This window comes from Alkalibacillus salilacus, from assembly GCF_030812915.1.
Taxonomy (GTDB): domain Bacteria; phylum Bacillota; class Bacilli; order Bacillales; family Alkalibacillaceae; genus Alkalibacillus; species Alkalibacillus salilacus.
The window spans coordinates 166,885-190,945 of the sequence record NZ_JAUSTQ010000003.1 but is presented as its reverse complement, the minus strand read 5'-3'; the positions used below and the strand labels follow the sequence as shown (position 1 = coordinate 190,945).

27 protein-coding genes are annotated in these 24,061 nt (G+C 37.2%); all 27 read left to right on the top strand.

Annotated features, from left to right (window positions below; genetic code table 11):
• Positions 1-3: 3 nt before the first annotated feature.
• The 27 genes from fliE to J2S77_RS05095 all read left to right on the top strand — a co-directional run bounded on the left by fliE (position 4) and on the right by J2S77_RS05095 (position 24,047).
• Entirely contained in the window at positions 4-312 is a 309-nt protein-coding gene (fliE, locus tag J2S77_RS05225; protein WP_503128499.1) for a flagellar hook-basal body complex protein FliE, read from the top strand.
• 43 nt (positions 313-355) lie between these two features.
• On the top strand, positions 356-1,939 hold the full coding sequence (gene fliF / locus J2S77_RS05220; protein WP_306975305.1) for a flagellar basal-body MS-ring/collar protein FliF: 1,584 nt from the start codon (positions 356-358) through the stop codon (positions 1,937-1,939).
• Between the two features lie 18 nt (positions 1,940-1,957).
• On the top strand, positions 1,958-2,971 hold the full coding sequence (fliG, locus tag J2S77_RS05215; RefSeq protein ID WP_306975303.1) for a flagellar motor switch protein FliG: 1,014 nt from the start codon (positions 1,958-1,960) through the stop codon (positions 2,969-2,971).
• Positions 2,964-3,713, top strand: a complete 750-nt coding sequence (gene fliH / locus J2S77_RS05210; protein ID WP_306975301.1) for a flagellar assembly protein FliH — start codon at positions 2,964-2,966, stop codon at positions 3,711-3,713. Before fliG ends, fliH begins: the two co-directional genes overlap by 8 nt.
• Positions 3,714-3,720: 7 nt before the next feature.
• Positions 3,721-5,040: a flagellar protein export ATPase FliI gene (gene fliI, locus J2S77_RS05205; RefSeq protein WP_306975299.1), complete on the top strand. Its 1,320-nt coding sequence runs from the start codon at positions 3,721-3,723 to the stop codon at positions 5,038-5,040.
• On the top strand, positions 5,037-5,477 hold the full coding sequence (gene fliJ, locus J2S77_RS05200) for a flagellar export protein FliJ (RefSeq protein WP_306975297.1): 441 nt from the start codon (positions 5,037-5,039) through the stop codon (positions 5,475-5,477). The genes fliI and fliJ overlap by 4 nt, the downstream gene beginning before the upstream one ends.
• A gap of 17 nt (positions 5,478-5,494) precedes the next feature.
• The gene (locus J2S77_RS05195; RefSeq protein ID WP_306975295.1) at positions 5,495-6,073 is read left to right on the top strand and encodes a MotE family protein; all 579 of its coding nucleotides are present in this window, start codon (positions 5,495-5,497) and stop codon (positions 6,071-6,073) included.
• 32 nt (positions 6,074-6,105) lie between these two features.
• A complete protein-coding gene (locus J2S77_RS05190; RefSeq protein ID WP_306975293.1) occupies positions 6,106-7,629 on the top strand; it encodes a flagellar hook-length control protein FliK in 1,524 nt (507 codons plus the stop codon).
• A 2-nt stretch (positions 7,630-7,631) separates the two neighbouring features.
• Positions 7,632-8,096, top strand: a complete 465-nt coding sequence (locus tag J2S77_RS05185; protein WP_306975292.1) for a flagellar hook capping FlgD N-terminal domain-containing protein — start codon at positions 7,632-7,634, stop codon at positions 8,094-8,096.
• Entirely contained in the window at positions 8,089-8,463 is a 375-nt protein-coding gene (locus J2S77_RS05180; RefSeq protein ID WP_306975290.1) for a TIGR02530 family flagellar biosynthesis protein, read from the top strand. The genes J2S77_RS05185 and J2S77_RS05180 overlap by 8 nt, the downstream gene beginning before the upstream one ends.
• An 84-nt stretch (positions 8,464-8,547) precedes the next feature.
• Positions 8,548-9,543, top strand: coding sequence for a flagellar hook-basal body complex protein (locus J2S77_RS05175; RefSeq protein WP_306975288.1), 996 nt, complete (start codon positions 8,548-8,550; stop codon positions 9,541-9,543).
• Positions 9,544-9,584: 41 nt separating this feature from the next.
• Entirely contained in the window at positions 9,585-9,812 is a 228-nt protein-coding gene (locus J2S77_RS05170) for a flagellar FlbD family protein (protein ID WP_306975285.1), read from the top strand.
• Positions 9,796-10,215: a flagellar basal body-associated FliL family protein gene (locus J2S77_RS05165; RefSeq protein WP_306975283.1), complete on the top strand. Its 420-nt coding sequence runs from the start codon at positions 9,796-9,798 to the stop codon at positions 10,213-10,215. Before J2S77_RS05170 ends, J2S77_RS05165 begins: the two co-directional genes overlap by 17 nt.
• 31 nt (positions 10,216-10,246) lie before the next feature.
• The gene (gene fliM / locus J2S77_RS05160; protein WP_306975281.1) at positions 10,247-11,245 is read left to right on the top strand and encodes a flagellar motor switch protein FliM; all 999 of its coding nucleotides are present in this window, start codon (positions 10,247-10,249) and stop codon (positions 11,243-11,245) included.
• Positions 11,238-12,461: a flagellar motor switch phosphatase FliY gene (gene fliY, locus J2S77_RS05155; protein ID WP_306975280.1), complete on the top strand. Its 1,224-nt coding sequence runs from the start codon at positions 11,238-11,240 to the stop codon at positions 12,459-12,461. The genes fliM and fliY overlap by 8 nt, the downstream gene beginning before the upstream one ends.
• A gap of 21 nt (positions 12,462-12,482) precedes the next feature.
• On the top strand, positions 12,483-12,845 hold the full coding sequence (locus J2S77_RS05150; RefSeq protein ID WP_306975278.1) for a response regulator: 363 nt from the start codon (positions 12,483-12,485) through the stop codon (positions 12,843-12,845).
• Between the two features lie 22 nt (positions 12,846-12,867).
• The gene (locus J2S77_RS05145) at positions 12,868-13,548 is read left to right on the top strand and encodes a flagellar biosynthetic protein FliO (protein ID WP_306975276.1); all 681 of its coding nucleotides are present in this window, start codon (positions 12,868-12,870) and stop codon (positions 13,546-13,548) included.
• Complete coding sequence (fliP, locus tag J2S77_RS05140) at positions 13,541-14,209, top strand: flagellar type III secretion system pore protein FliP (RefSeq protein ID WP_306975274.1); 669 nt, start codon at positions 13,541-13,543, stop codon at positions 14,207-14,209. The genes J2S77_RS05145 and fliP overlap by 8 nt, the downstream gene beginning before the upstream one ends.
• A gap of 21 nt (positions 14,210-14,230) precedes the next feature.
• Positions 14,231-14,500: a flagellar biosynthesis protein FliQ gene (gene fliQ / locus J2S77_RS05135; RefSeq protein WP_306975273.1), complete on the top strand. Its 270-nt coding sequence runs from the start codon at positions 14,231-14,233 to the stop codon at positions 14,498-14,500.
• Position 14,501: 1 nt separating this feature from the next.
• Entirely contained in the window at positions 14,502-15,281 is a 780-nt protein-coding gene (gene fliR / locus J2S77_RS05130; RefSeq protein ID WP_306975271.1) for a flagellar biosynthetic protein FliR, read from the top strand.
• Between the two features lies 1 nt (position 15,282).
• A complete protein-coding gene (gene flhB / locus J2S77_RS05125) occupies positions 15,283-16,368 on the top strand; it encodes a flagellar biosynthesis protein FlhB (protein WP_306975269.1) in 1,086 nt (361 codons plus the stop codon).
• A gap of 23 nt (positions 16,369-16,391) precedes the next feature.
• Positions 16,392-18,428: a flagellar biosynthesis protein FlhA gene (flhA, locus tag J2S77_RS05120; protein WP_306975267.1), complete on the top strand. Its 2,037-nt coding sequence runs from the start codon at positions 16,392-16,394 to the stop codon at positions 18,426-18,428.
• Complete coding sequence (gene flhF, locus J2S77_RS05115; RefSeq protein ID WP_306975265.1) at positions 18,425-19,570, top strand: flagellar biosynthesis GTPase FlhF; 1,146 nt, start codon at positions 18,425-18,427, stop codon at positions 19,568-19,570. Before flhA ends, flhF begins: the two co-directional genes overlap by 4 nt.
• Positions 19,567-20,433: a MinD/ParA family protein gene (locus J2S77_RS05110; RefSeq protein WP_306975264.1), complete on the top strand. Its 867-nt coding sequence runs from the start codon at positions 19,567-19,569 to the stop codon at positions 20,431-20,433. Before flhF ends, J2S77_RS05110 begins: the two co-directional genes overlap by 4 nt.
• Before the next feature lie 3 nt (positions 20,434-20,436).
• Entirely contained in the window at positions 20,437-21,504 is a 1,068-nt protein-coding gene (locus J2S77_RS05105; RefSeq protein ID WP_306975261.1) for a protein-glutamate methylesterase/protein-glutamine glutaminase, read from the top strand.
• Positions 21,505-21,515: 11 nt separating this feature from the next.
• A complete protein-coding gene (locus J2S77_RS05100; protein ID WP_306975259.1) occupies positions 21,516-23,570 on the top strand; it encodes a chemotaxis protein CheA in 2,055 nt (684 codons plus the stop codon).
• A 12-nt stretch (positions 23,571-23,582) separates the two neighbouring features.
• Positions 23,583-24,047, top strand: coding sequence for a chemotaxis protein CheW (locus J2S77_RS05095; protein WP_306975257.1), 465 nt, complete (start codon positions 23,583-23,585; stop codon positions 24,045-24,047).
• The last annotated feature ends 14 nt before the right edge of the window (positions 24,048-24,061 follow it).

The window sequence follows — 24,061 nt, the reverse complement described above, 5'->3', positions numbered from 1 at the left end:
CCAATAGACCCACAATTTTTCACTCAAGCAGCTGGCGAGGTGGCTAAGCAGCAAACTCAACAAAACAACCCAGCTAGTGCGAGTGATGTCCAACAAAACTTTGCAAAAGAGTTGAAAAACGCGATTAGCCAAGTAAATGAAACACAACAAGCATCCAATCAGCAAACAAATGCTCTTGTTAATGGAGAAGCTGATAATTTACATAATGTCATGATCGCGGCGGAAAAGGCTAGTGTGACTTTGCAAACAGCTACAGAAGTACAAAATAAAGCTGTCGAAGCTTATAACAAAGTTATGCGTATGCAACTTTAAAATAACCAATTGATGAAGATTTTCTGAGAGTCGGAGGACTACAATGAACGAAACAGTAAAAACATATAGAAATAAAGTAACAGAGTTTTGGAAAACAAGAACAACTCCTCAGAAATCACTCATCCTTGCAGGTACTTTGGGGATTATCATGCTGATAATTTCTTTAACTCTATTTGCAAGTTCACCGAATATGGTTCCTCTATACAGCAATTTAACGGTAGAGGAAGCAGGGAGTCTGCGAGAAGAATTACAATCTCAAGGTGTACCACATGAACTAGAGGATGGCGGGACAACAATCCTTGTCCCTGAAGAACAATCTGATGAGTTGGTTGTCGATTTAGCAGCCCAAGGGATTCCAGACAGTGGAAATATTGACTACTCATTTTTTAGTGATAATGTCTCTTGGGGAATGACAGATGAAGAAAGACAAATTATTGAAAGAGATGCTTTGCAAACGGAGTTATCCAATTTGATCACCAGTATTTCAGGAATTTCAGATGCGAATGTTTTAATTAATGAAGCAGAAGAATCTGTATTTGTTGCTGATCAAACAGGTGAAGCATCAGCTTCAGTAACCATTAATACGGGATACGGAAACTCATTTGACCAAAGTCAAGTACAAAGTTTGTATCACATGGTTTCAAAAGCTGTACCAAACCTACAACCCGAAAATATTGCTATTATGGATCAAAATTTTAATTATTATGACTTAGAAGGTTCTGGAACTGGTACAAGTAGTACATATGCCGAAAATAAACAAATCAAAGATGATATTGAACAAGATATTCAACGTGAAGTCCAGAAAATGTTAGGAACGATGATGGGACAAAATAAAGTTGTTGTTTCTGTTTCATCTGATATAGATTTCTCCCAAGAGAATACAGTTGAGCAACTGGTCGAACCAGTTGATATGGAAACAATGGAAGGATTACCTGTCAGTGTTGAACGCGTAACTGAAACTTATACAGGTTATGACGGTGGAGACATGGTTGATGGTGAAGGTGATATACCTGAATTGCCTGCTGTCACAGAAGACGGAGAAGAAGTTTCCGATTATGAAAATGTTCGAGAAACGATTAACAATGAGTTCAATCGTGTCCGTAATGAGATTGTAGAGAGTCCTTATGAAATACGAGATTTAGGTATTCAAGTCGCAGTTGATAATACTATTGAAAATGAAACAGGGGAAACGGTGCAATTAACTGAAGAAGAACAGATGGCTGTTGAAGAAGATGTTCAATCGATTCTATCAACAGTTGTTGAAACTTCGATCCCAGGTGAAGAAGATACGTTTGACCCTGCAGATAAGTATTCAATTGTATTTCAAGAATTTTCTGGTGCACCTGATTTCGAATCAGGAGGCGTAGGGATTCCAACTTGGATGTATATAGCCGGCGCTTTATTAATTTTATCCGTCGTCATTCTATTATTCATTCTATTAAGAAGACGCAATCAAAAAGAAGAAGTCGATGAAGTTGTTGAACAACGCGTCACCCAAGAAGAACGAGATTACACACTAGAAAGAGAAGAAACAGAATCTGATGTTAGACGAAAACAACTTGAACAAATGGCGAAAGATAAACCAGAAGATTTCGCTAAGTTACTTCGCTCATGGATTGATGATTAAAGGGGGAGTAGGAGTCATATGACTGCTCAGAAGAAAGATTTATCTGGAAAACAAAAAGCGGCAGCACTCCTCATTTCTTTAGGGCCAGATGTGTCTGCGGAAGTTTATAAACATTTAACCGAAGAAGAGATTGAGCAATTAACGCTTGAAATCTCATCTGTAAAGAAAGTGGATTCAGAACAAAAAGACGACATTATGGATGAATTTCATCAAATAGCTGTCGCTCAAGATTACATTGCTCAAGGCGGTATTAATTATGCTAAAACAGTACTCGAAAAGGCTTTAGGGGATGATAAAGCTGGTAAGATCATTGATCGTTTGACCACGTCACTTCAAGTAAAACCGTTTGATTTCGCACGTAAAGCAGATGCTGGTCAAATCTATAATTTTATTCAAAATGAACATCCTCAAACAATTGCTTTAGTCTTATCGTATTTAGAGGCCGAACAATCATCTCAAATCTTATCCAATTTACCAGAGGAATCTCAGTCAGATATTGCAAGACGAATAGCTGTCATGCAATCAACATCTCCTGAGATCGTTAATGAGGTTGAGCATTTATTAGAGAAGAAGCTATCTACGACTGTAACGGATGATTATGCCGAAGCAGGTGGAATTGAGTCAATTGTTAACATCTTAAATAGCGTTGACCGTACAACTGAACGTACGATTTTAGATGACTTAGAAGTACAAGATCCTGAGTTAGCAGAAGATATCAAGAAACGTATGTTTGTCTTTGAAGATATTGTGACGTTAGATAATCGTGCTATTCAGCGCGTAATTCGTGATACTGAGAATGAAGATTTAATGTTATCACTTAAAGTAGCAAGTGATGAAGTAAAAGAAACATTATTTAATAATATGTCTAATCGAATGGCTGAAACAATGAAAGAAGAAATTGAAATCATGGGACCTGTTCGCTTGAAGGATGTAGAAGAGGCTCAGACACGTATCGTTGGTACGATCCGTCGCTTAGAGGAGATGGGTGAGATCGTCATCGCACGTGGTGGAGGTGACGATATCATTGTCTAATCTTTACCGTTTTTCAAAGAGTGATGAACATAAAACGATTCAATTAAAACCCATTCAGGTTCAAGAGGAGCCTGAAATACATAATGATCATGAAGTTGATACAGAATCGATTATTAATGAAAAGTTAGAAGAAGCAGAGAATAAACTAGCTGAAGCGAAACAACAGGCGGAACAGATCATCAACGACGCACAAAGTCAAATTAATCAAGAACGAGAGCAATTCGAACAAGAGAAAGAGACAGCTTATAAACAGGCTCATGAACAAGGCTATCAAGAAGGGTTTCAAAAAGGTGAAGAGCAAGGTGAAGCTCAGTATAATGAGTTAATTGAGAAAGCCAATTCAGTTCTAGAAAAGGCGAACCTTGATTATCACGAACAAGTTAAATCTGCAGAAGATTCAATTTTATTGATTGCCATGAAAGCAGCAGAAAAAATTGTCCGCCAGTATTTGCAAGAAGATGAATCAAGGTTGATGCCAATCATTCAAGAGGCGATAGAAGAAGTGTCAGACCAGCCAGAAATCAAAGTATATGTCCATGCAACCCAATACCAAATGGTGTTAGATCATAAAGAATCACTACAAGAAATGCTTAATAATTATTCAACTCTATCAATCTATCCTAAGAAATCAATTGAAGAATTTGGTTGTGTTATTGAAACAGAACAGGGTCAAATTGATATATCGATTGATACTCAACTAAATGAGTTGAAACGGACTTTACTTAATGAAGTGGAGAGGTAATCTTACTATGGTCGTTGAAAGTATCTTGAATCAAATTGAACAAACTAGCACAGTTAAACGGTATGGAAGAGTAAACAGAAGTGTTGGTTTGCTGATTGAATCGAAAGGGCCGGAGACAAATATTGGTGATGTTTGTTTTATTTATACCGGTCAGCAAGGCGATGCGATCAAGGCAGAAGTAGTAGGGTTTCAAGATCAACATGTTTTGCTTATGCCATATGAGCAAACGAATAAAATCGGACCTGATAGTTTAGTAGAATCCACTCATCGTACACCTCATATTCAAGTTGGAGAAGAATTGATTGGTAGAGTATTAAACGGATTAGGTGAACCACTAGATGAACAATCCTTATCAGGTAATCTTACATCGTTTGATATAGAACAAAAACCACCTAATCCTCTTTCTAGAGCGCCAATTGATCAGGTTGTTTCAACTGGGGTTAAAGCCATTGATAGTTGTTTAACTGTAGGTAAAGGGCAACGTATAGGTATTTTTGCAGGTAGTGGTGTTGGTAAGAGCACCTTGCTAGGAATGTTAGCTAAAAATAGTGACGCAGAAATTAACGTTTTTGCTTTATTAGGTGAACGTGGTCGTGAAGTTCGAGAGTTTATCGAACATGACTTGGGACCTGAAGGCTTAAAACGATCAATTGTTGTTGTCGCCACTTCAGACCAGCCAGCATTACAACGTATAAAGGGAGCTAGTACTGCCACGGCAATTGCTGAATACTTTCGTGACCAAGGCTATCATGTCAACTTGATGATGGATTCGATTACACGAATTGCGATGGCACAACGTGAACTTGGCTTAGCTAGTGGTGAACCACCTACAACAAAAGGGTATACGCCAAGTGTTTTTGCTTTACTTCCACAACTATTAGAACGAACGGGGCCTGATCAGCGAGGAAGTATCACGGCATTTTATACTGTTTTAGTCGATGGAGACGATTTAGATGAACCTATTTCTGATGCTGTAAGAGGATTGTTAGATGGCCATCTAGTTTTAGACCGTCAGCTTGCTGAACAAGGACAATATCCTGCGATTAATATTATGAAATCGATAAGCCGTCTCATGTCTAAAATCGTTCATCAAGAGCATCAACAGCTTGCTCACCGTGTTAAATCGTTATTAGCTACATACGAAGAAAATCGTGAACTGATTCAAATAGGTGCATATAAAAAAGGATCATCATCTGAAGTGGATGAAGCTATTTTTTATTACCCGAGAATCATGAAATTTCTAGCCCAATCAATGAATGAAGCAGTAACGGCTGAAGAAAGTTATCAACAATTACAAAACTTATTTAAAAATGGTGATAATTCATGAATGATCTAAATACGTTTCAAAAACTTTATCAAGTTCGTGAACAAGAATTAGATGATGCACGATCGAATTATAACCGCGCTGTAGATCACTTTGAGACTGAAGCTAATAAGTTGTATGAATTACTCAAATCAAAAGAGGGTTTAGAAACACAACTAGATAACCAGATGACATCAGGAATTAAAATCGATTGGATGACGAGTTATTATAATTATTTCAATTTACTTCAAGACCAAGAAAGTGATCTTCAGAAGAAAGTTCATCAAGCAAGGTTGAACATGTATAAGAAACAGGATGCTGTACAGACTGCTCATCAAGAATTAAAGAAAATTAATAAAATTATTGATAATAAAAAAGAAAAACAACACCAATTAAATAAACAAGCAGAGTCAGAATTCTTGGATGAAATTGCAGTACAGCATTATTCTAGAGCGAAATAAAAGGTGATCGTATGGCTATGGAGCAAAACAAAGAAGCAAATACAAGTAAATTTCAGTGGTTCTTATTTGTTATTATTATTCCCGTTATCTTTGCGATAACCTTGGTCTTAATTGTTTCAACATTTGCAGGTGTTAATCCGATTGAAAAAGCTCAAGAGTATGGTAGTCAAATGCCAGTTGTTGGTTCTTTTATTACAACGTCTGAAGAAGAAACACAAGAACAACAGATTGCTAATCATGAAGCAACCATTCAAGATCAAAAGGCGACTATTGATGAGTTAGAAGCAACGATTAGTACAAAAGATCAAGAAATAGAAGAATTGTCGAATGAAATCACTCAACTAACTGAGCAATTAGAGTCTCAAGAGGAAGCTCAAGCAACCCGAGAAGAATCAATATCACAATTAGCCCGCTCTTTTACTGAGATGAATGAAGAAAATGCAGCAAGTGTTATGGCCAATATGGAACAATCTGTTGTGCTTGATATTTTAGAAGGCATGAATGACGGTGAGCGGGGAACAATCCTAGCAGAGATGGACGCGGAATTAGCAGCGACATTGTCCAATGCACTAGTTCAAAGATCAAATGGTAAATGATAAATTCTAACCTTTTGAAAGGGGGTGAGAAAATGAATGGACTCGTGGCTATGATGCCAACTGCTCAAAGCCAACCAATAATGAATAATGCTAATGTAAAATCTCCGAATGGACAAGGATTTAAAAATGCTTATGACAGCGCATCGAGCAGACATAGTTCTCAAAGCGTTGAAAATAGTGGTCAAACTATGTCTGAAAGTGAGGTGAAATCACTAGTTGAAAAAGTTCAAAAAGAATTAGAGTCTGAAGATGGGGATATCACCAAGGTAGTTGAAAGTCTTTCTGATGAAGACACAACCAAGTTATTGAACACAATTAATCAGCTTATGGGACAATCTAATTCCTTTATGAATCAATTAAATGTCGATGATTTAAATGCATTAGGAAAGCTATTATTAGAAACCCATAATCAAATGACTAGTTCTGACACTAGTAATCAATCATTACCATTAGAAAAAATACTAGGTTCAATAAAACAAATACAGTCAAAATCAGATGTTGACTTAAGTCAATTAACCGAAAAGGACCTGTCAAATCTAATTGAATCAATCGACAATCTGAGCTTAGAAGAATTAGGTCTATCATTAGATGAATTTAAATCCTTGTTAAATGAGCTTGATCAAGTGAATTTGGAATCTTTAAATGAAGATTCGCTTCAACAAATCCTTGAATCCATACAACAACAAGAAGTTAGTCAGTTATTAATCAATACGCCAAGTATTAATTTACAACAAATTGATTCTTTAACGACGGGCAATCAAAATCAAGTACAACAAACTGAACAAGCATTGGCTCGTGTGATTGCATCATTATTTGGCCAACAACAGAATATGACGTTCAATCAACAATCAGGATCATCTAATAAATGGCAACAATTATTACAACAATTACAACAGCAATTGAATCAACAAAACTTGAATCAGCCATCTGTTCAACATAAACAGGACGTTGCAGCGATTAGACAATCACTTAATCAATTATTGAATAATCATTCGGGTGACCAAACGATGCCAACAGCAAGATTAGATCAATTATTTGGCGATCAAAATCAAATGTCTAAATTAGAACAGTTTACGATTCATCTAGCGCGTGCGAATGGTCAGCAATCGACGAGTAATATGAGTGGTCAGCAACAGATGATTGAGCAGTTACAAAAAATTATTCAATCTACTAATTTTGGTAGAGCGAATGGTGCACAAAATTTAACGATCCAATTGAAACCAGCAAACTTAGGTCAAATGACCTTGCAGTTTATGCAAATGGATGGTCAAATGGGCGTTAAAATCTCAGTGATGTCACAAGCAGCTCGGGACATGTTAGAAAGTAACATTAATCAATTACGACATATGTTCCAGCCCAATCAAGTTGTGATTGAACAACGAAGTGTTGATCAAGCTAATACAGATTTCACGAAACAACATATGAATGATGAGCAGGCTGAACAAGAGGGACAAGAAGGACAACTATTTGAAGAAGAACAGTTAGGTGACATAGAGGAAGAAGAAAATGAACAACCTCTGTCATTCCAAGACTATTTAGTCAGTGAGGAGGTGTAATGATGAAAATTGATGAATCTTTAATGCTACAATCTCAAAATCAGCAACCTGTAAAACAAGAAGGCGAGCAGGATTTAGGTCGAGATGCGTTTTTAGAAATTTTAATGACACAATTAAAAAATCAAAACCCATTAGATCCAATGAAGGATAAAGATTTCGTAGCACAAATGGCAACCTTTTCTGAGTTAGAACAGTCAACAAAGATGGCTGAAAGTATTGAACAAATGACTCAAAATCAAGGATACTCAGACTTCTTGCAAATGTCTAATTTAATTGGTCAATCTGTTCATTATGAACAAAAGAATGAAGAAGGCGACGTTGTTGAACAGTCTGATGTCGTTCAATCGGTAAGAAAAGGTGATAATGGATTAGCTTTAACACTTGAAAATGGTGATGAGCTTAGCGCATCTGAAATTATTCAAATTGGTCAATCAAGCCAAGAAAGTGATGGTGGCACCAATGAATAAGATTAACCAAGTTTATCATCAACCATTACCTTTACCAAATAAACCGAAAACAGAGTCAACACAAAACCAATCATTTAAATCAGTTTTACAACAAGTTGCTGGTGAAGGTATTAAGGTCAGTAAACATGCCCAAAAACGTTTGGACGAACGTGGGATTCACATTAGTGATCAACAGTGGTCACAAATTGAGAACAAAATGAGTGAAGCAAAGCAGAAAGGTGTAACAGATTCAGCGATAGTGACGCGTGACGCTGTTCTAGTCGCAAGTACGAAAAATGACACCATTGTAACTGCAATGGACCGATCGGAAGCATCAGATCAATTACTAACGAATATTAACGGGACGATTGTCCTGCAAGACGATTAACGGCTGGACCGAAAGGAAGCCGACACACTGCTGACCGATAGAAGCAGTGATCAAATTAAAAGATTAAGAAAGGATGAATCATTTATGTTACGTTCCATGTACACAGGTATTTCCGGAATGAGTGGTTTCCAAGAAAAGTTAGACGTGACGTCAAACAATATCGCAAACGTGAATACATTCGGCTTTAAGAAAGGTCGTCAAACATTTTCAGATATTATGAGTCAAACAACACAAGGTGCAACTGCACCTGCAGGTGATGGCCAATTAGGAGGTCAAAATCCGATGCAGGTTGGTTTGGGGTCAAATACAGGTAGTATTGACAATATTCATACACAGGGTAATCGACAAACAACAGATCGTCCACTTGACTTGGCGATCGAGGGCGATGGCATGTTTGCAGTAGCGGAGAGAACGTGGTCGAGTGATGATGGAAATGATGTGGAAGAAGAAATAGCTGCTGAACTTGGTATAGATGCGGATGACGTAACAGAAGATCAAGTTGAAAAATATATCTCTACAGAACAAGATAGCATTCAATTTTCACGGGCAGGAAACTTTTATCTTGATGAAGACGGTTATGTTGTTAATTCGAACGGTCAGTACCTAGTTGGTAATACAAATACTAATCTAAATGCTGACGAAGGTGACGGTGATGATCAATATAGTGAAGAAATGGAAGACATGGCTGGTCGCATTCAAGTCCCTGAAGGTGCTCAAAGTTTTGATATTGCAGCAGACGGCACAGTAAGTTTTGTGAACGAGAACGGTCAAGCCCGTACGGCTGGTCGTGCTATGTTAGCGAACTTCTCCAATGCAGAAGGGCTTGAAAAAGCTGGTAATAACAATTTCAACTTGAGTGATAATGCTGGCCTTATGGAAGATGGAGAAATAGACTTTCTTAATGCACCGGGTGAAGGAGGAACTGGTAACCTTTACGCTGGTGCTTTAGAGATGTCGAACGTTGACTTATCTGAAGAATTCACCGAGATGATTACAGCACAGCGTGGTTTCCAGGCCAATACGCGTGTGATTACAACATCAGATGAAATTCTACAAGAACTTGTAAACTTAAAACGATAAGGAGGAAAGGGGCTAACGTCGCTTAGCCCCACTTATCATTTATGATTGATGTAACCCGTTTAAACGGTGAAGAATTCGTCGTCAATGCATTGTACATAGAAAAGGTCCAAGCATTACCTGATACGACAATCACATTATCAAATGGAAAAACCTATTTCGTAAAAGAATCAAGAGACGAAATTATTCAAAGAACAGTTGAATTCTATCAACAAGTAGGTTTAATCGATCTCCAAGCAAAGGTAGTTGATGAAGATGTCGAAACCGATTAAAATCATGCTAACAACCATCATTACATTAACGATTGTTGGTATTGTTGCCATTATTCTATTAATCTATGTCGATTTTGATGAAAGTGATAATGAACCGACAATCAGCGATATGGCTGAAAGTTCGTTTGTCACTGATGAGATCACCACTGATTTAGCAGATGGACAATTTATACGTGTGCAGTTTCGCATAGTAACAGATAATCAAAACACGAGCGAACAGTTAAAATCAGGTGATCATTTCGTTATTAATGACGCGATTATCGAAGAGCTTACAGTTCTTGAGGGTAGTGATTTTCGTAATGAATTAACATCCGTTAGAGAAGATGTTAAAGGTGCGATTAATGATCGCTTAGATGAAGGTGAAGTTACTGACGTCTTTATTACCCAGAAGGCAGTACAATAAATGAAAACACTCCACATTGGAGGTGATGATAGTGGCGGATGATGTTCTGTCCCAAGGTGAAATTGACGCCCTTTTGTCGGCTATTTCTACTGGCGAAATGGACGCAGAAGAATTGAAAGAACAACAAACAGATGAACGTAAAATTCGAGATTATGATTTCAAGCGAGCCTTACGTTTTTCAAAAGACCAGATCCGTGGATTAACACGAATTCATGAAAACTTTGCACGGCTTCTGACCTCATTTTTTGCAGCGCAATTAAGGTCATATGCTGAAGTAACTGTAGCATCTGTAGACCAGGTACCATATGAAGAATTTATTCGCTCAATGCCGCAACGAACCGTATTAAATATTTTCTCGGTAGATCCACTTGAAGGACGCTTATTATATGAAGTTAACCCAAATATTGCTTATGCTATAATTGATCGAGTTCTAGGTGGTGAAGGTATTGGCACAAACAAGGTTGAGAATTTAACTGAAATTGAAAGCAGAATTATGTCGCGTTTGTTTGAAAGAGCGTTCGAATCATTAGAAGAAGCATGGGGGTCAATGGTTGATATCGATTTAACATTGGAAGAATTCGAAACGAACCCTCAATTTATTCAGATGGTTTCTCCCAATGAAACCGTCGTTGTCGTTTCTTTAAATACAACGATTGGTGAAAGCACTGGTGTCATGAATATTTGCATACCACACATGGTTTTAGAACCGATTATTTCTAAGCTCTCAGTCCATTATTGGATGCAAAATGAGAAATCACAAAGTAATCCAGAAGATTACGAGCATCTATCGAAAAGTTTAACGCATGTCGATGTAGAAGCAAAAGCTATACTCGGGGAGTCAGCAATCTCGATAGAAGAATTTTTAAATTTAAACCATAATGATGTCATAATGTTGGATCAAGCTATTGATGATCCACTAACGTTATATGTAAATGATGAGCCTAAATTTAATGTTCAGCCCGGTAAGCAAAAGCGCCATATGGCTGTTCAAATTCTAGGTGAATTAAGGGGTGAAGATAACCATGAATAATAATGATAATATGCTATCACAAGAAGAAATTGATGCCCTGTTGAATAGTTCAAGCGATGAAGAGAAATCAGGCGGTGAACAAAGTAACGAACAGACAGAAGATGATTCAAATCAAGGTGGACAAGCATCAAATCGATTGCAAGATTTTCTTACGGATATTGAGATTGATGCCATTGGCGAAATTGGTAATATTTCATTTGGTAGTTCAGCCACGGCATTATCTTCTCTATTAAATCAGAAAGTAGAGATTACAACACCTGTTGTTTCGGCAATCGACAGTGAATCACTTGTCGACGAATTTCCTACCCCACATGTAGCAGTCAAAGTAGACTATACAGACGGTTTTAGAGGGATGAACTTATTTGTGATCAAGAGTCAAGATGCTGCGATTATCGCAGACCTTATGCTAGGTGGTGATGGTACCAATCCATCTGATGAATTAGGGGAAATTCAATTAAGTGCTGTTCAAGAGGCAATGAACCAAATGATGGGTTCTGCTGCAACTAGTATGTCTTCAGTATTTAATAAACGCGTTGACATTACACCACCTGATATAACGGTATTAGATGTTGAAAAAGGTGAAGGGACAGATTACATTCCGCAAGAAGAGAATTTTGTGAATGTATCTTTTCAATTGCAAGTAGGTGAGTTGATTGATTCTAATATCATGCAACTATTACCTGTTGAATTTGCAAAAGAATTCGTCGATAGTTTACTGAATGTGGAAGATTCTGTTGATACAGAATCAGTTAAACAAGAAGAACCTGTACAACCCAAACAAGAAGCTCAGCAAAAACAACCAGAAGCACAACTTGACACGAGCCAACAGTCAACACAAGCACAGCCGAATTCGCAACAATTAGGGCAAAAAGCTTTTCAGCAAGGAGAGGATTATCGTGTTGACCAAGCGCAATTTGAAGAGTTTGGAAAACAGCCTCAGCTTGGTCAAGATGAACAACGAAATTTAGATTTATTAATGGATATTCCGTTGAATGTATCGGTTGAACTAGGGCGTTCAAGCAAGAGTATTAAAGAAATATTAGAACTCAACACAGGTTCCATTGTCGAACTTGATAAACTTGCTGGAGAACCTGTTGATATTCTTGTTAACAATAAGTTGATTGCCAAAGGTGAGGTTGTCGTTATTGATGAAAACTTTGGTGTTAGAGTATCAGATATTTTAAGTCAAGCAGAACGTATTCAAAAATTACGATAATTAAATTAGGGGGATTAAATTATGGCACAACAAATTTTAGTCGTAGATGATGCAGCATTCATGCGTATGATGATCAAGGATATTTTAGAGAAGAATGGTTATGAAGTAGTTGGGGAAGCGGAGAACGGTGAAGCGGCAGTTGAACAATATAAAGAGTTAAATCCTGACTTAGTAACGCTGGATATTACGATGCCAGAAAAAGACGGAATTGAAGCACTGAAAGAAATTATGAGTCAAGACAGTAATGCAAAAATTGTTATGTGTTCAGCGATGGGTCAACAAGCTATGGTAATCGATGCGATCCAATCCGGAGCAAAAGACTTTATTGTTAAACCGTTTCAGGCGGATCGTGTACTAGAAGCAATTGGAAAAGCACTAAGTTAAATTGTTGTGGGGTAGGAAGACGATGAATAAACGTGTTTTTTGGATTGGGATCATAGCATTTATGATGTTAATAGTTAGCCCAGTCATGGTAGTAGCTGATGAAGAGTGTGATGGTAGTGTAGCTGATTGTTTAGAATCAGAGTCAAATAACAGTCCAAATGAAAATGACGAGGCGGACGAACCAATTGCAGAAGAACCGACTGAAGATAACTCAGAAAACGAGGAAGCTATTGGTTCGTCGAATCAGTCGCTATTTTTAGACTTTCTACGAATGATTGCAGCTTTAGTTCTCGTATTAGCTTTAATATATATTGTATTGAAATTCATTCAAAAGCGAACTAGAAACTATCAACAGACGCGAGCACTCGAAAATATAGGTGGCGTTTCATTGGGGCATAACAAATCTGCTCAGATTGTTCGAGTTGGACATGAATTTTACTTAATTGGTGTGGGAGATGACGTTAATTATTTAACGAAAATTGAAGATCAAGCGACAATTGACCAATTAATGACGACGCCTGAAGAAGTTTCAAGTGATAAGTCATTTCAATCCATCTTCCAAAGCTTTCAAAACAAACGGAAGAATACTTATCAAGAAGCTGAAACTAAAAACCAATTTAAAACAGAGTTAGAAACCATGAAAAACTCTAGACAACGTATGAGGAAACGTTATCAAGATAAGGACGACGATAGCAATGAATGAATTTATGAATCTATTTGCAGAGAATGACCCTGGAACAATTTCAACAGCTGTTCAATTATTATTACTCTTAACCGTATTAACACTCTCTCCGAGTATTCTTGTGTTAATGACTAGTTTTACTCGAATTGTCATCGTACTATCATTTGTTCGAACAGCACTGGCAACGCAACAAATGCCTCCAAATCAAGTGTTGATTGGACTAGCATTGTTTCTAACATTTTTCATCATGGCTCCTACATTATATGAAGTGAATGAAGAGGCTTTACAACCGTTATTCAACGATGAAATCACTTTAGAAGAAGCCTATGATGAAGCAAGTATTCCATTCAAAGATTTTATGTCTGAACATACGAGACAACAGGATTTGGCTTTGTTTATGGATTATACGGATGCAGAGACACCTGAATCTGTCCAAGATATTCCATTAACCACTTTGGTGCCTGCTTTCGTGATTAGTGAGTTAAAGACAGCTTTTCAAATGGGCTTTATGATTTTTATACCATTTCTTGTCATTGACATGGCTGTAGCCAGTGTTCTGATGTCGATGGGAATGATGATGTTACCTCCAGTTATGATCTCATTGCCGTTTAAAGTCCTGTTATTTGTTATTGTGGATGGTTGGTATTTAATCACCCACTCGGTCTTAGAAAGTTATATATAGTGATAGGAAGTAGGAATCAATATGACACCAGATATGGTTGTTGCATTAGCAGAGCGAGGCGTTTATACCATCTTAATCGTGGTAGGGCCACTATTGATAATTGCATTATTTGTTGGTTTAGCAGTGGCGATTTTCCAAGCGACGACACAAATCCAAGAACAAACATTAGCATTCATCCCTAAGATTATTGCTGTGTTTGTAGCCATCGTCATTTTAGGCCCCTGGATGTTACAACGTATGATTGAATTCACGACAAGTATATTCAATGAAATTCCTAATATAGTTGGTTGATATGATTGAATTATTAGACATTACTAGAATTCCAGCTTTCTTTTTAATTTTAGCTAGATTAACAGGGTTTATATTGTTTGTTCCCTTATTTGCTTATACAACAATCCCTAACCGAGTTAAAATCAGCTTAATTATTATTCTGTCGTGGATTATGTATCTTACGTTAGACAGCCCAGCATTAGTTGTAGATGGCCAATACATATTATTACTTTTAAAAGAACTAACTATTGGAATTATGATTGCACTTGTCGCGTATATCATTTTTACGGCTGTCCAAATTGCTGGTGGCTTTATCGATTTTCAGATGGGTTTTGCGATTGCAAACGTAGTCGATCCTCAAACGGGGGCGCAGAGTCCAATTATCGGCCAATACTACTATATTATTGCAACGCTATTATTAGTCGCAACTAATGCACACCATCTCTTAATCGATGGCATTTTTTATAGTTATGAATTTATTGGTTTTCAAGAAATGATTCCGATTCATACAGAGTCTTTTGCTGAATTTATCATTACGACGATGTCACAAATGTTTTTATTAGCGTTTCAAATGGCGATCCCGATCGTTGGCACGTTGTTTTTGGTAGACGTGGCTTTAGGTATGATTGCTCGTACAGTTCCACAAATGAACGTTTTCATTATTGGTCTACCACTTAAAATTTTGGTTAGTTTCTTCACAATATTTATTGGATTCGGTTTCTTTGGATTACTAGTCTCGCAACTGTTTGAATATATGTTTGAAACAATGCGGCAGTTAATGGAACTGATTGGGGGCGCATAATGTGTCGTTACTTCGTTTAGATTTACAATATTTTAACCAAGAAAAAACTGAACAAGCGACACCCAAAAAGCGTCAAGATTCCCGTAAAAAAGGACAAGTGGCAAAAAGTCAGGATATTACGACGGCGATTTTATTATTTGCTGTTTTTGTTTTTATGGTTACCTTTGGTTCTACTCTTGGCGATACCTTATCAAGTGTATTCGTGTTTACATTTACTGAACTGATTCATTATGAAGTCACACCTGAAAATGTCGAGAGTGCTTTATTTCAAGTTTCTGTTGAAGCTGTGAAAGTTGTCTTACCTATCATGGCCGTTGCAATTGTAGCAGCGTTAGTAGCTAATTACCTTCAAATTGGTTTTTTACTAACAGGGGAACCACTTAAATTTGATTTAAACAAAGTGAATCCTATTAATGGGATTAAGCGAATCTTTTCAGCAAGAGCAATTGTAGAATTTTTAAAATCAATGTTAAAAGTTAGTTCTATTGCTATTGTTTGTTTTGCAATTCTATGGGTTAATCGTTCTGATCTGATGACGTTATCACAAAAATCAATTTCCAATGCGATTGCGTTTTTTGGTCAGTTGACACTTATTATGGGTGTAGCAGCGACACTTATGTTATTGATCATTGCTGTCATAGACTATATTTATCAACGTTATGACCACGAAAAAAATATCCGGATGTCAAAACAAGATATTAAAGACGAAAACAAGAATATGGAAGGTGACCCGTTGATCAAGTCTCGAATGAAAGAACGTCAACGTTCAATGGCACAGCAACGTATGATGAGCGAGGTGCCTGAAGCAGATGTTGTCATTACGAACCCAACACACTATTCGATTGCATTAAAGTATGATGAAGAGAGAGCAGAAGCTCCCTTTGTTATTGCTAAAGGGGTGGATTATGTTGCCCTTAAAATTAGAGAAGTTGCAGAAGCGAATGGTGTTGTCAGGATTGAAAACCGTCAACTTGCACGAGGTCTATATCATTCTGTAGAAATCGACGAAACAATTCCAGAGGATTTTTTCCAACAAGTTGCAGAAGTATTAGCTTACGTTTATAAAATGGAAAAACAAGCTAAGTAAGTATGAAGAGAGGATTTTGAAGCATGTCAGCAAGAGATTTATCAGTATTATTAGGAGTTATATTAATTATCGTCATGTTAGTCATTCCGCTTCCGGGATGGTTATTAAGCATTTTAATTTTGACGAATATATCATTAGCTTTAATCGTTATTCTTGTCACGATGAATACACAGGAAGCTCTAGATTTTGCTATATTTCCATCATTATTATTACTATTAACGCTATTTCGATTAGGGCTTAACGTATCAACAACACGTTCAATCTTATCAGAAGCTGACGCTGGTAATGTTGTGGATACGTTCGGAAACTTTGTAACGGGTGGTAATCCATTCGTAGGTTTTGTAATCTTCTTAATCCTTGTTATTATTCAATTTATTGTCATTACTAAAGGGGCAGAACGTGTATCAGAAGTGGCAGCCCGCTTCACCTTAGATGCGATGCCTGGTAAGCAAATGAGTATTGATGCGGACTTGAACGCTGGTATGATTACTGAACAACAGGCTAAAGCACGCCGTGAAAAAATTGAAAATGAAGCGGATTTTTATGGTGCTATGGATGGTGCCAGTAAATTCGTAAAAGGTGATGCTATTGCTGGTATTGTGATTGTTCTCGTCAATATTATTTTCGGTTTTATTATCGGTATGACACAGTGGGGTCTATCATTCAATGAAACGGTTAATACCTTCCTTCGTTTAACTGTTGGGGATGGTTTAACATCTCAAATACCCGCCTTATTAATTGCAACAGCCACTGGTATTGTGGTGACAAGAGTTGCAGCTGAAGGGAATTTATCACATGATGTAACGGGTCAATTATTCCGTTATCCAAGTCTATTATATGTGGCAGCTGGAACGATATTTATGCTTGGCTTAACACCCATTAATTTCTTCCTAACAACATTCATTGCTGCGATCCTTGCTGTTGGTGGTTGGTATTTATCACGCGCTCAAGAAAGACAAAAGCAATATGAAGAAAAAGAACATGAGGATCAATCGGAGGAACAAGAAGTGGCTCAACCTGATAATGTCGTCGATCTTCTCAATATGGATCCAATAGAATTCGAATTTGGTTATGCGTTAATTCCAATTGCTGATGCTAATCAAGGAGGCGACTTACTTGATCGTGTCGTGATGATTAGGCGTCAGTTGGCGTTAGAATTGGGTATTGTCATTCCTGTTGTTCGTATACGAGACAATATCCAATTAAACCCGAACGAATATCAACTAAAAGTAAAAGGAAATGAAGTCGCAAAAGGTGAACTTTACTTGGATCATTATCTCGCCATGTCTCCAGGTATGGAGGATGATTCAATAGAAGGTATTGATACTGTAGAACCTGCATTTGGTTTACCTGCTAAGTGGATTTCTGAAGATATGAAAGATGAAGCAGAGTTATCAGGTTATACAATTGTCGATCCACCTTCAGTTGTCTCGACCCATATTACCGAAGTTATTAAACGATATGCACATCAATTGTTGGGGCGTGAAGAAACGCAGCAGTTAATTGATCATTTAAAACAAAGCTATCCAACATTAGTCGATGAAGTGACACCTGAACCTTTATCTGTAGGCGAAATTCAAAAGGTATTATCAAAACTATTAGAAGAACAAATCTCGGTTCGTAATTTGCCAGTTATATTCGAAACTCTAGCTGATTATGGGAAGATGACTAATGATACAGATTTACTAGCAGAATATTGTAGACAATCACTATCCATGCAAATTACACAGACGTTTGCAACAGCTGACTATCAGATGAAAGTCATCACATTGTCACCACAAGTTGAGAAGAAAATCGCTGAGCATATTCAACAAACAGAGCATGGTAATTTCTTATCGATGGATCCTGAAACGCAACAAAAGATTATCGAGTCCATTCATCAACAAACAAGTCAAGCATTTATGGATGATGCAACGCCTGTCTTACTTTGCTCACCAGCGATTAGACGTTACGTCAAACAAATGATTGGTCGATATTTAACCGATGTGGTTGTATTATCATATAACGAACTTGAACCAGATCTAGAAGTCGAAAGTGCTGGGGTGGTGAACATAGCATGAGAGTGAAAAAATATACGGCACCGACAATGCCAGAAGCGATGAAACATGTACGTAAAGAACTTGGTGATTCAGCGGTTATATTAAATTCTAAAGAGAAAAACACAAAAGGATTTCTCGGCTTATTTAAAAAGAAAAATATAGAAGTAGTAGCCGCTGTGGACCCTTCACCTATGCAACAAACAAAATCGAATCGTGTAAAAGAACCAAATGTTAATTTTCAATTGGATCATCAGCCATCATTAAATCTCAAACAACCAACACAGGAGCCATCATCACATGATCAAGATTTAATCAAGGAGATCAAAGAACTTCGTGAATCTTTAAAGGATTCTAGTCAAAACTCTAATTATTATCCTAAACCAATTGATTCAATTGCTTATAATTTGAAGCATCTAGGAATTGATCAGGATACTATTCAAGAGTTGATGGAGCCAGTTTTAACAGAGTACTATACAAACAGGAAATCACAAGATACTTCTGCCTATTGGCAAATCGTAAAAGATCAAATTTTTCACAAAATGGAAAGTGCGACTCAATACGAACAAGATGCTAGGTCCAAGCATATCTTTTTATTCGGACCTACTGGGGTAGGAAAAACTACGACATTAGCAAAACTAGCAGCTGATGCTTCTATTAATCAAGGATTAGATGTTGGTCTTATCACATTAGATACATTTAGGATTGCTGCGGTTGATCAACTGAAAACGTATGCTAAAATACTTAACTTACCTGTTGAAGTGGCTTATAATCATGAAGACTTCCTCCAGGCTAAAGAAAAATTCACTGATAAGGAAATCGTCTTTGTTGACACACCGGGTAGGAATTTCAGAGAAGATCGTTATATTGAGGAAATGAAACAATTTGTTGAATTTGAAGATCACGATGAATTATTTTGCGTCTTATCCCTTACTTCAAAAGAAGAGGACATAGATGATATATATTCTAAATTTAATGGTTTATCGATTAATCAAGTGATATTAACGAAGTTAGACGAAACAAGTCATTTAGGTTCAATCTTAAATCTTTGGCAACAACATCAATTTAAAATTGCTTATTTAACAACTGGTCAAGACGTTCCGGATGATATTGAACCACCATCTCCACAGCGAATGACGGATTTGATAGTAGGTGATCAGTCTTGACAGATCAAGCCCATGAATTAAGGCAACGAGTATTGCAATACGAGCAAAACCAAGCGCGTACTATTGCTGTTTTTAGTGGTAAAGGAGGGGTTGGTAAGTCTAATTTCGCTCTAAATTTTAGCATGGCATTATCAGAACAAGGTAAAAGCGTCTTGATATTTGATCTAGATATTGGTATGGGAAATATTGATATCTTGCTAGGCTTACAACCTAGGCAAAATTTATCGACAATGCTAGAGAAAAAGTTACAAATTTCTGATATTATAGAAGCAGGTCCACAACGTTTGTCCTATATTGCAGCTGGAACTGGTTTATCAGATTTTTTTCATCTTGACCGTTCTAAGTACGATTATTTCATCAGACAACTCCAACATGTAACGACAGCCTATGATTATATCATTTTTGACCTCGGTGCAGGTATGTCTGAAGAACATTTAGCATTTATTCAAGCAGCTGATGAAAGTATTGTCGTGACAACAACAGAGCCAACATCAATTACGGATGCTTACGCAGCCATAAAGCAATTGGTTGCACATAGTAAGCGTCAAGATTTGCAACTATCTTTATTAGTCAATCGTGCAAGTGATCGTGATGAAGGAGAATTTGCTTACACAAAATTAAATGCTGTTGTGATGAAATTTTTAAACCAAAGCTTGTCCTACCAAGGTTACATCCCAGATGATTCAGCTGTTGTTCAAGCAGTCAAGCAACAACAACCTTATTATTTGGTTTTACCTAAAAGCAAGGCTAGTAAACAAATGAGAAAATTAGTTGAAAATTACTTGAATCAGGATGAAACAATTGAACCAGATCGTAAATTTGTTAAACGACTCCGTTCATTTTTCTCACGAAAGGTAGATTGAACTATGGATAAGAAAAAGGTGTTAGTCATCGATGATTCTGCCTTTATGCGAAAAGTTATTTCAGACATTATTAATAATGATAGTAGTTTAGAAGCTATAGGCACTGCTCGAAACGGTGAAGATGGTCTGAAAAAGGTCAAACAGCTTAAACCAGATGTTGTGACATTAGATATTGAAATGCCTGTCATGGATGGTTTAACAGCACTTAAACATATTATGGATAACCATCCTACACCCGTTATTATGTTGTCAAGCTTAACTTATGAAGGGGCAGAGAGCACAATAACAGCCTTACAATATGGAGCGGTTGACTTTATTAATAAAACATCTGGCTCCATTTCACTTGATTTGTCGCAAAAAAGTGCTGAAATTTGCGAGAAAGTAAAAGATGCAGCAAATGCTAAATTACACAAATCGATTGACCTTTCGCCTGAAGCGACACCGGGTGAACTGACAATTAATAGAAACCAATCGTCCAAAAACTTTCAGCATGAGCAAACGTTAGTAGTAGTTGGTGTGTCGACTGGAGGGCCTAAAGCTTTGCAGGAGTTATTATCGAGAATACCTTCATCGTTTAGCTGTCCTATTTTAATTGTCCAACATATGCCAGCTCAATTCACTCGTTCCTTAGCAGAGCGATTAGATCGATTGTCTGAAATTTCTGTTAAGGAAGTCCGCCATGGAGAACTATTAAAAAAAGGGCACGCTTATATAGCACCAGGCGATTACCATTTTGAAGTTAAATCTATTGGTAGGTCATTGGCAGCCATAATAGAACAGACACCAGCTGTTAATGGTCATCGTCCGAGTGTAAATAGATTATTCCAGTCAGTTGCTAGTATATCCCACATGAATAAGGTAGCAGTTGTCCTGACTGGAATGGGTAATGACGGAACAGAGGGTGCTAAGTTCCTTAAAGAGCAAGATGCTTCTACATATTTAATTGCTGAATCGAAGGAAACTGCTGTAATTTACGGAATGCCTAAATCAATCGTTGAACAAGCCAACCCTAATTTAATTAAACCGATTAATGAAATGGCGGATGCCATAGTTGAAATCGTGAAACAATAAGGAGGTCACGTATGGAATCGAACCAATACTTAGACGTATTTATTGATGAAAGTAAAGAGAATTTACAAGTTGTTAATGATGGATTACTAGAATTAGAGAAAGACCCATCTAGCTTATCTATTGTTGATGAAATCTTTCGTGCAGCCCATACCTTAAAAGGAATGTCTGCGACAATGGGATATGAGGATTTGTCAGATTTAACACACAAAATGGAAAACGTATTAGATGCCATTCGCAATGAAAAAATCACTGTTAACTCGAGTGTGATGGACGTATTACTAGATTCATTAGAATATCTCGAGAATATGACAGCTGACATCGCTGAAGGCGGGGCGGGATCGATGAATGTTGAAACCGTTGTGACCCAGTTAAAAGCGATTGAAAAGGGTGAAGATTTATCACAGACGGAAGCAACATCCGCAGTAAAAGGTGATGAATCTGAGTCTTCAACCTCTTCAGTTGAAGGATTAACGGTAGATCAATTTGAACAAACTGTCTTAGAACAAGCCCAAACAGACGGTCAAAATGTTTACCATATTACTGTTTCACTCTCTGAGGACTGTTTGTTAAAAGTCGCACGCGTATATATGGTGTTTGAAGTTCTCGAACAAAGCGGTGAAGTGATTAAATCAGTCCCGACTGTTGATGCTTTAGAAAATGAGGAGTTTGAAAATCATTTTGATCTCATACTTGTAACAACAGAACAAGATGAAGAATTAAAAGCTAAAATCATGAAGGTCTCAGAAGTTCGTGAAGTGAGCATTAAACCTTTTGAGCTTGAAGCGGAGCAGTCTTCTGGTGACAAGCAAATAACTGAAGAAAACCAAACTGTTTCAAATGATTCTAATGAGCAGACTGAAATATCGAATAATCAAACGAACGATCAATCAACCGATCAACAAAAGAAAGCAGCAGGTAATAAAACAATCCGTGTTAACATCGAACGCTTAGATGCTCTAATGAATCTATTTGAAGAAATGGTAATTGACCGAGGGAGACTTGAACAAATTTCAGAAGAATTAAACCACAACGATTTAAAAGGTACGGTTGAAAGAATTTCGCGTATTTCTGGTGATTTACAAAATATTATCTTAACCATGCGCATGGTACCTATAGAACAGGTCTTTAACCGCTTCCCTCGTATGGTGCGTCAGCTAACACGCGAACTCGGAAAAGATATCGATATGCAAATTGAAGGTGCTGAAACAGAACTTGACCGTACAGTGATTGATGAAATTGGAGATCCGCTTGTTCACTTAATTCGAAATGCGGTTGATCACGGAGTGGAAATGCCAGAAGAACGGAAACAAAAAGGTAAGCCAGCTCAAGGTAACATGTTATTAAAAGCCTTTCATAGTGGAAACCACGTTTTTGTCGAAATTCGTGATGATGGTCAAGGCATTAATAAGGAAAAAGTCCTCAATAAAGCCATAGAAAATGGCGTTGTTAGTAGTGATCAAGCATCCAGTCTTACAGATAAGCAAATTAATGAGTTGATCTTAGCTAGTGGTTTTTCTACAGCACAAGAAATTTCAGATATATCCGGCCGTGGTGTTGGCTTAGATGTTGTTAAGAGCACGATTGAGTCTTTAGGTGGTTCAATCGAAATCGATTCTGAATATGGAAAAGGAACAACCTTTTCTATCCAATTACCTCTTACTTTATCCATTATATCTGTCATGTTGGTTATGATTGAAGAAGAGACATATGCAATCCCGTTATCATCGATTATAGAAACCGCCGTTATTAAGCGCACTGATGTAATGAAAGCACATAATAAAGAAGTGATCGATTTTAGAGGTCATATCGTTCCGCTTGTTGATTTACGCCAGGTATTCGAAGTGCCAAGTGCTAAAGTTGAGGAAGAAAGCTACTATTCTGTTGTTGTCGTTCGTAAAGGTGACCAAATGGCAGGATTAGTAGTAGACTCATTTATTGGTCAACAGGAAATAGTCTTGAAGGGTCTTGGTGATTATCTATCAAATGTATTTGCTATTTCTGGTGCAACAATTTTAGGTAATGGTGAAGTAGCATTAATCGTTGATAGTAATGCACTAATTAAGTAAGGAGGTATTTCTATGAGTGAAGTGATTCAAGATGATAAGGTCATTGTTTTCAAATTAAAAGATGAAGAATACGGAATTCCAATTGAACATGTTGGTTCGATTGAAAGAATTTTTAATATCACCCGTGTCCCCCGCGCGCCTAAATTTGTAAAAGGTGTGATGAATTTGAGAGGTGTGATTACACCGATTATTGACTTGCGGGAACGATTTGGGTTAGAAACGTTGGAACAAACGGAAAGTACGCGTATTATCATTATTCATGTGGATGATAAGAGTATTGGCGTCATAGTGGATGCTGCTAACGATGTTGTGGACGTACCACAAGAAAAAGTTGAGCCATCACCTGAAGTGGTCGGAGCAGTAAACGCCGATTACATTAGAGGTGTAGCTAAAATTGATCATCGCTTACTGATTCTATTAAACTTAGAAAAAGTTCTTTCAGTTGAAGAATTTGATGAGCTATCAACTATTGACTAATTATTATACAAAAA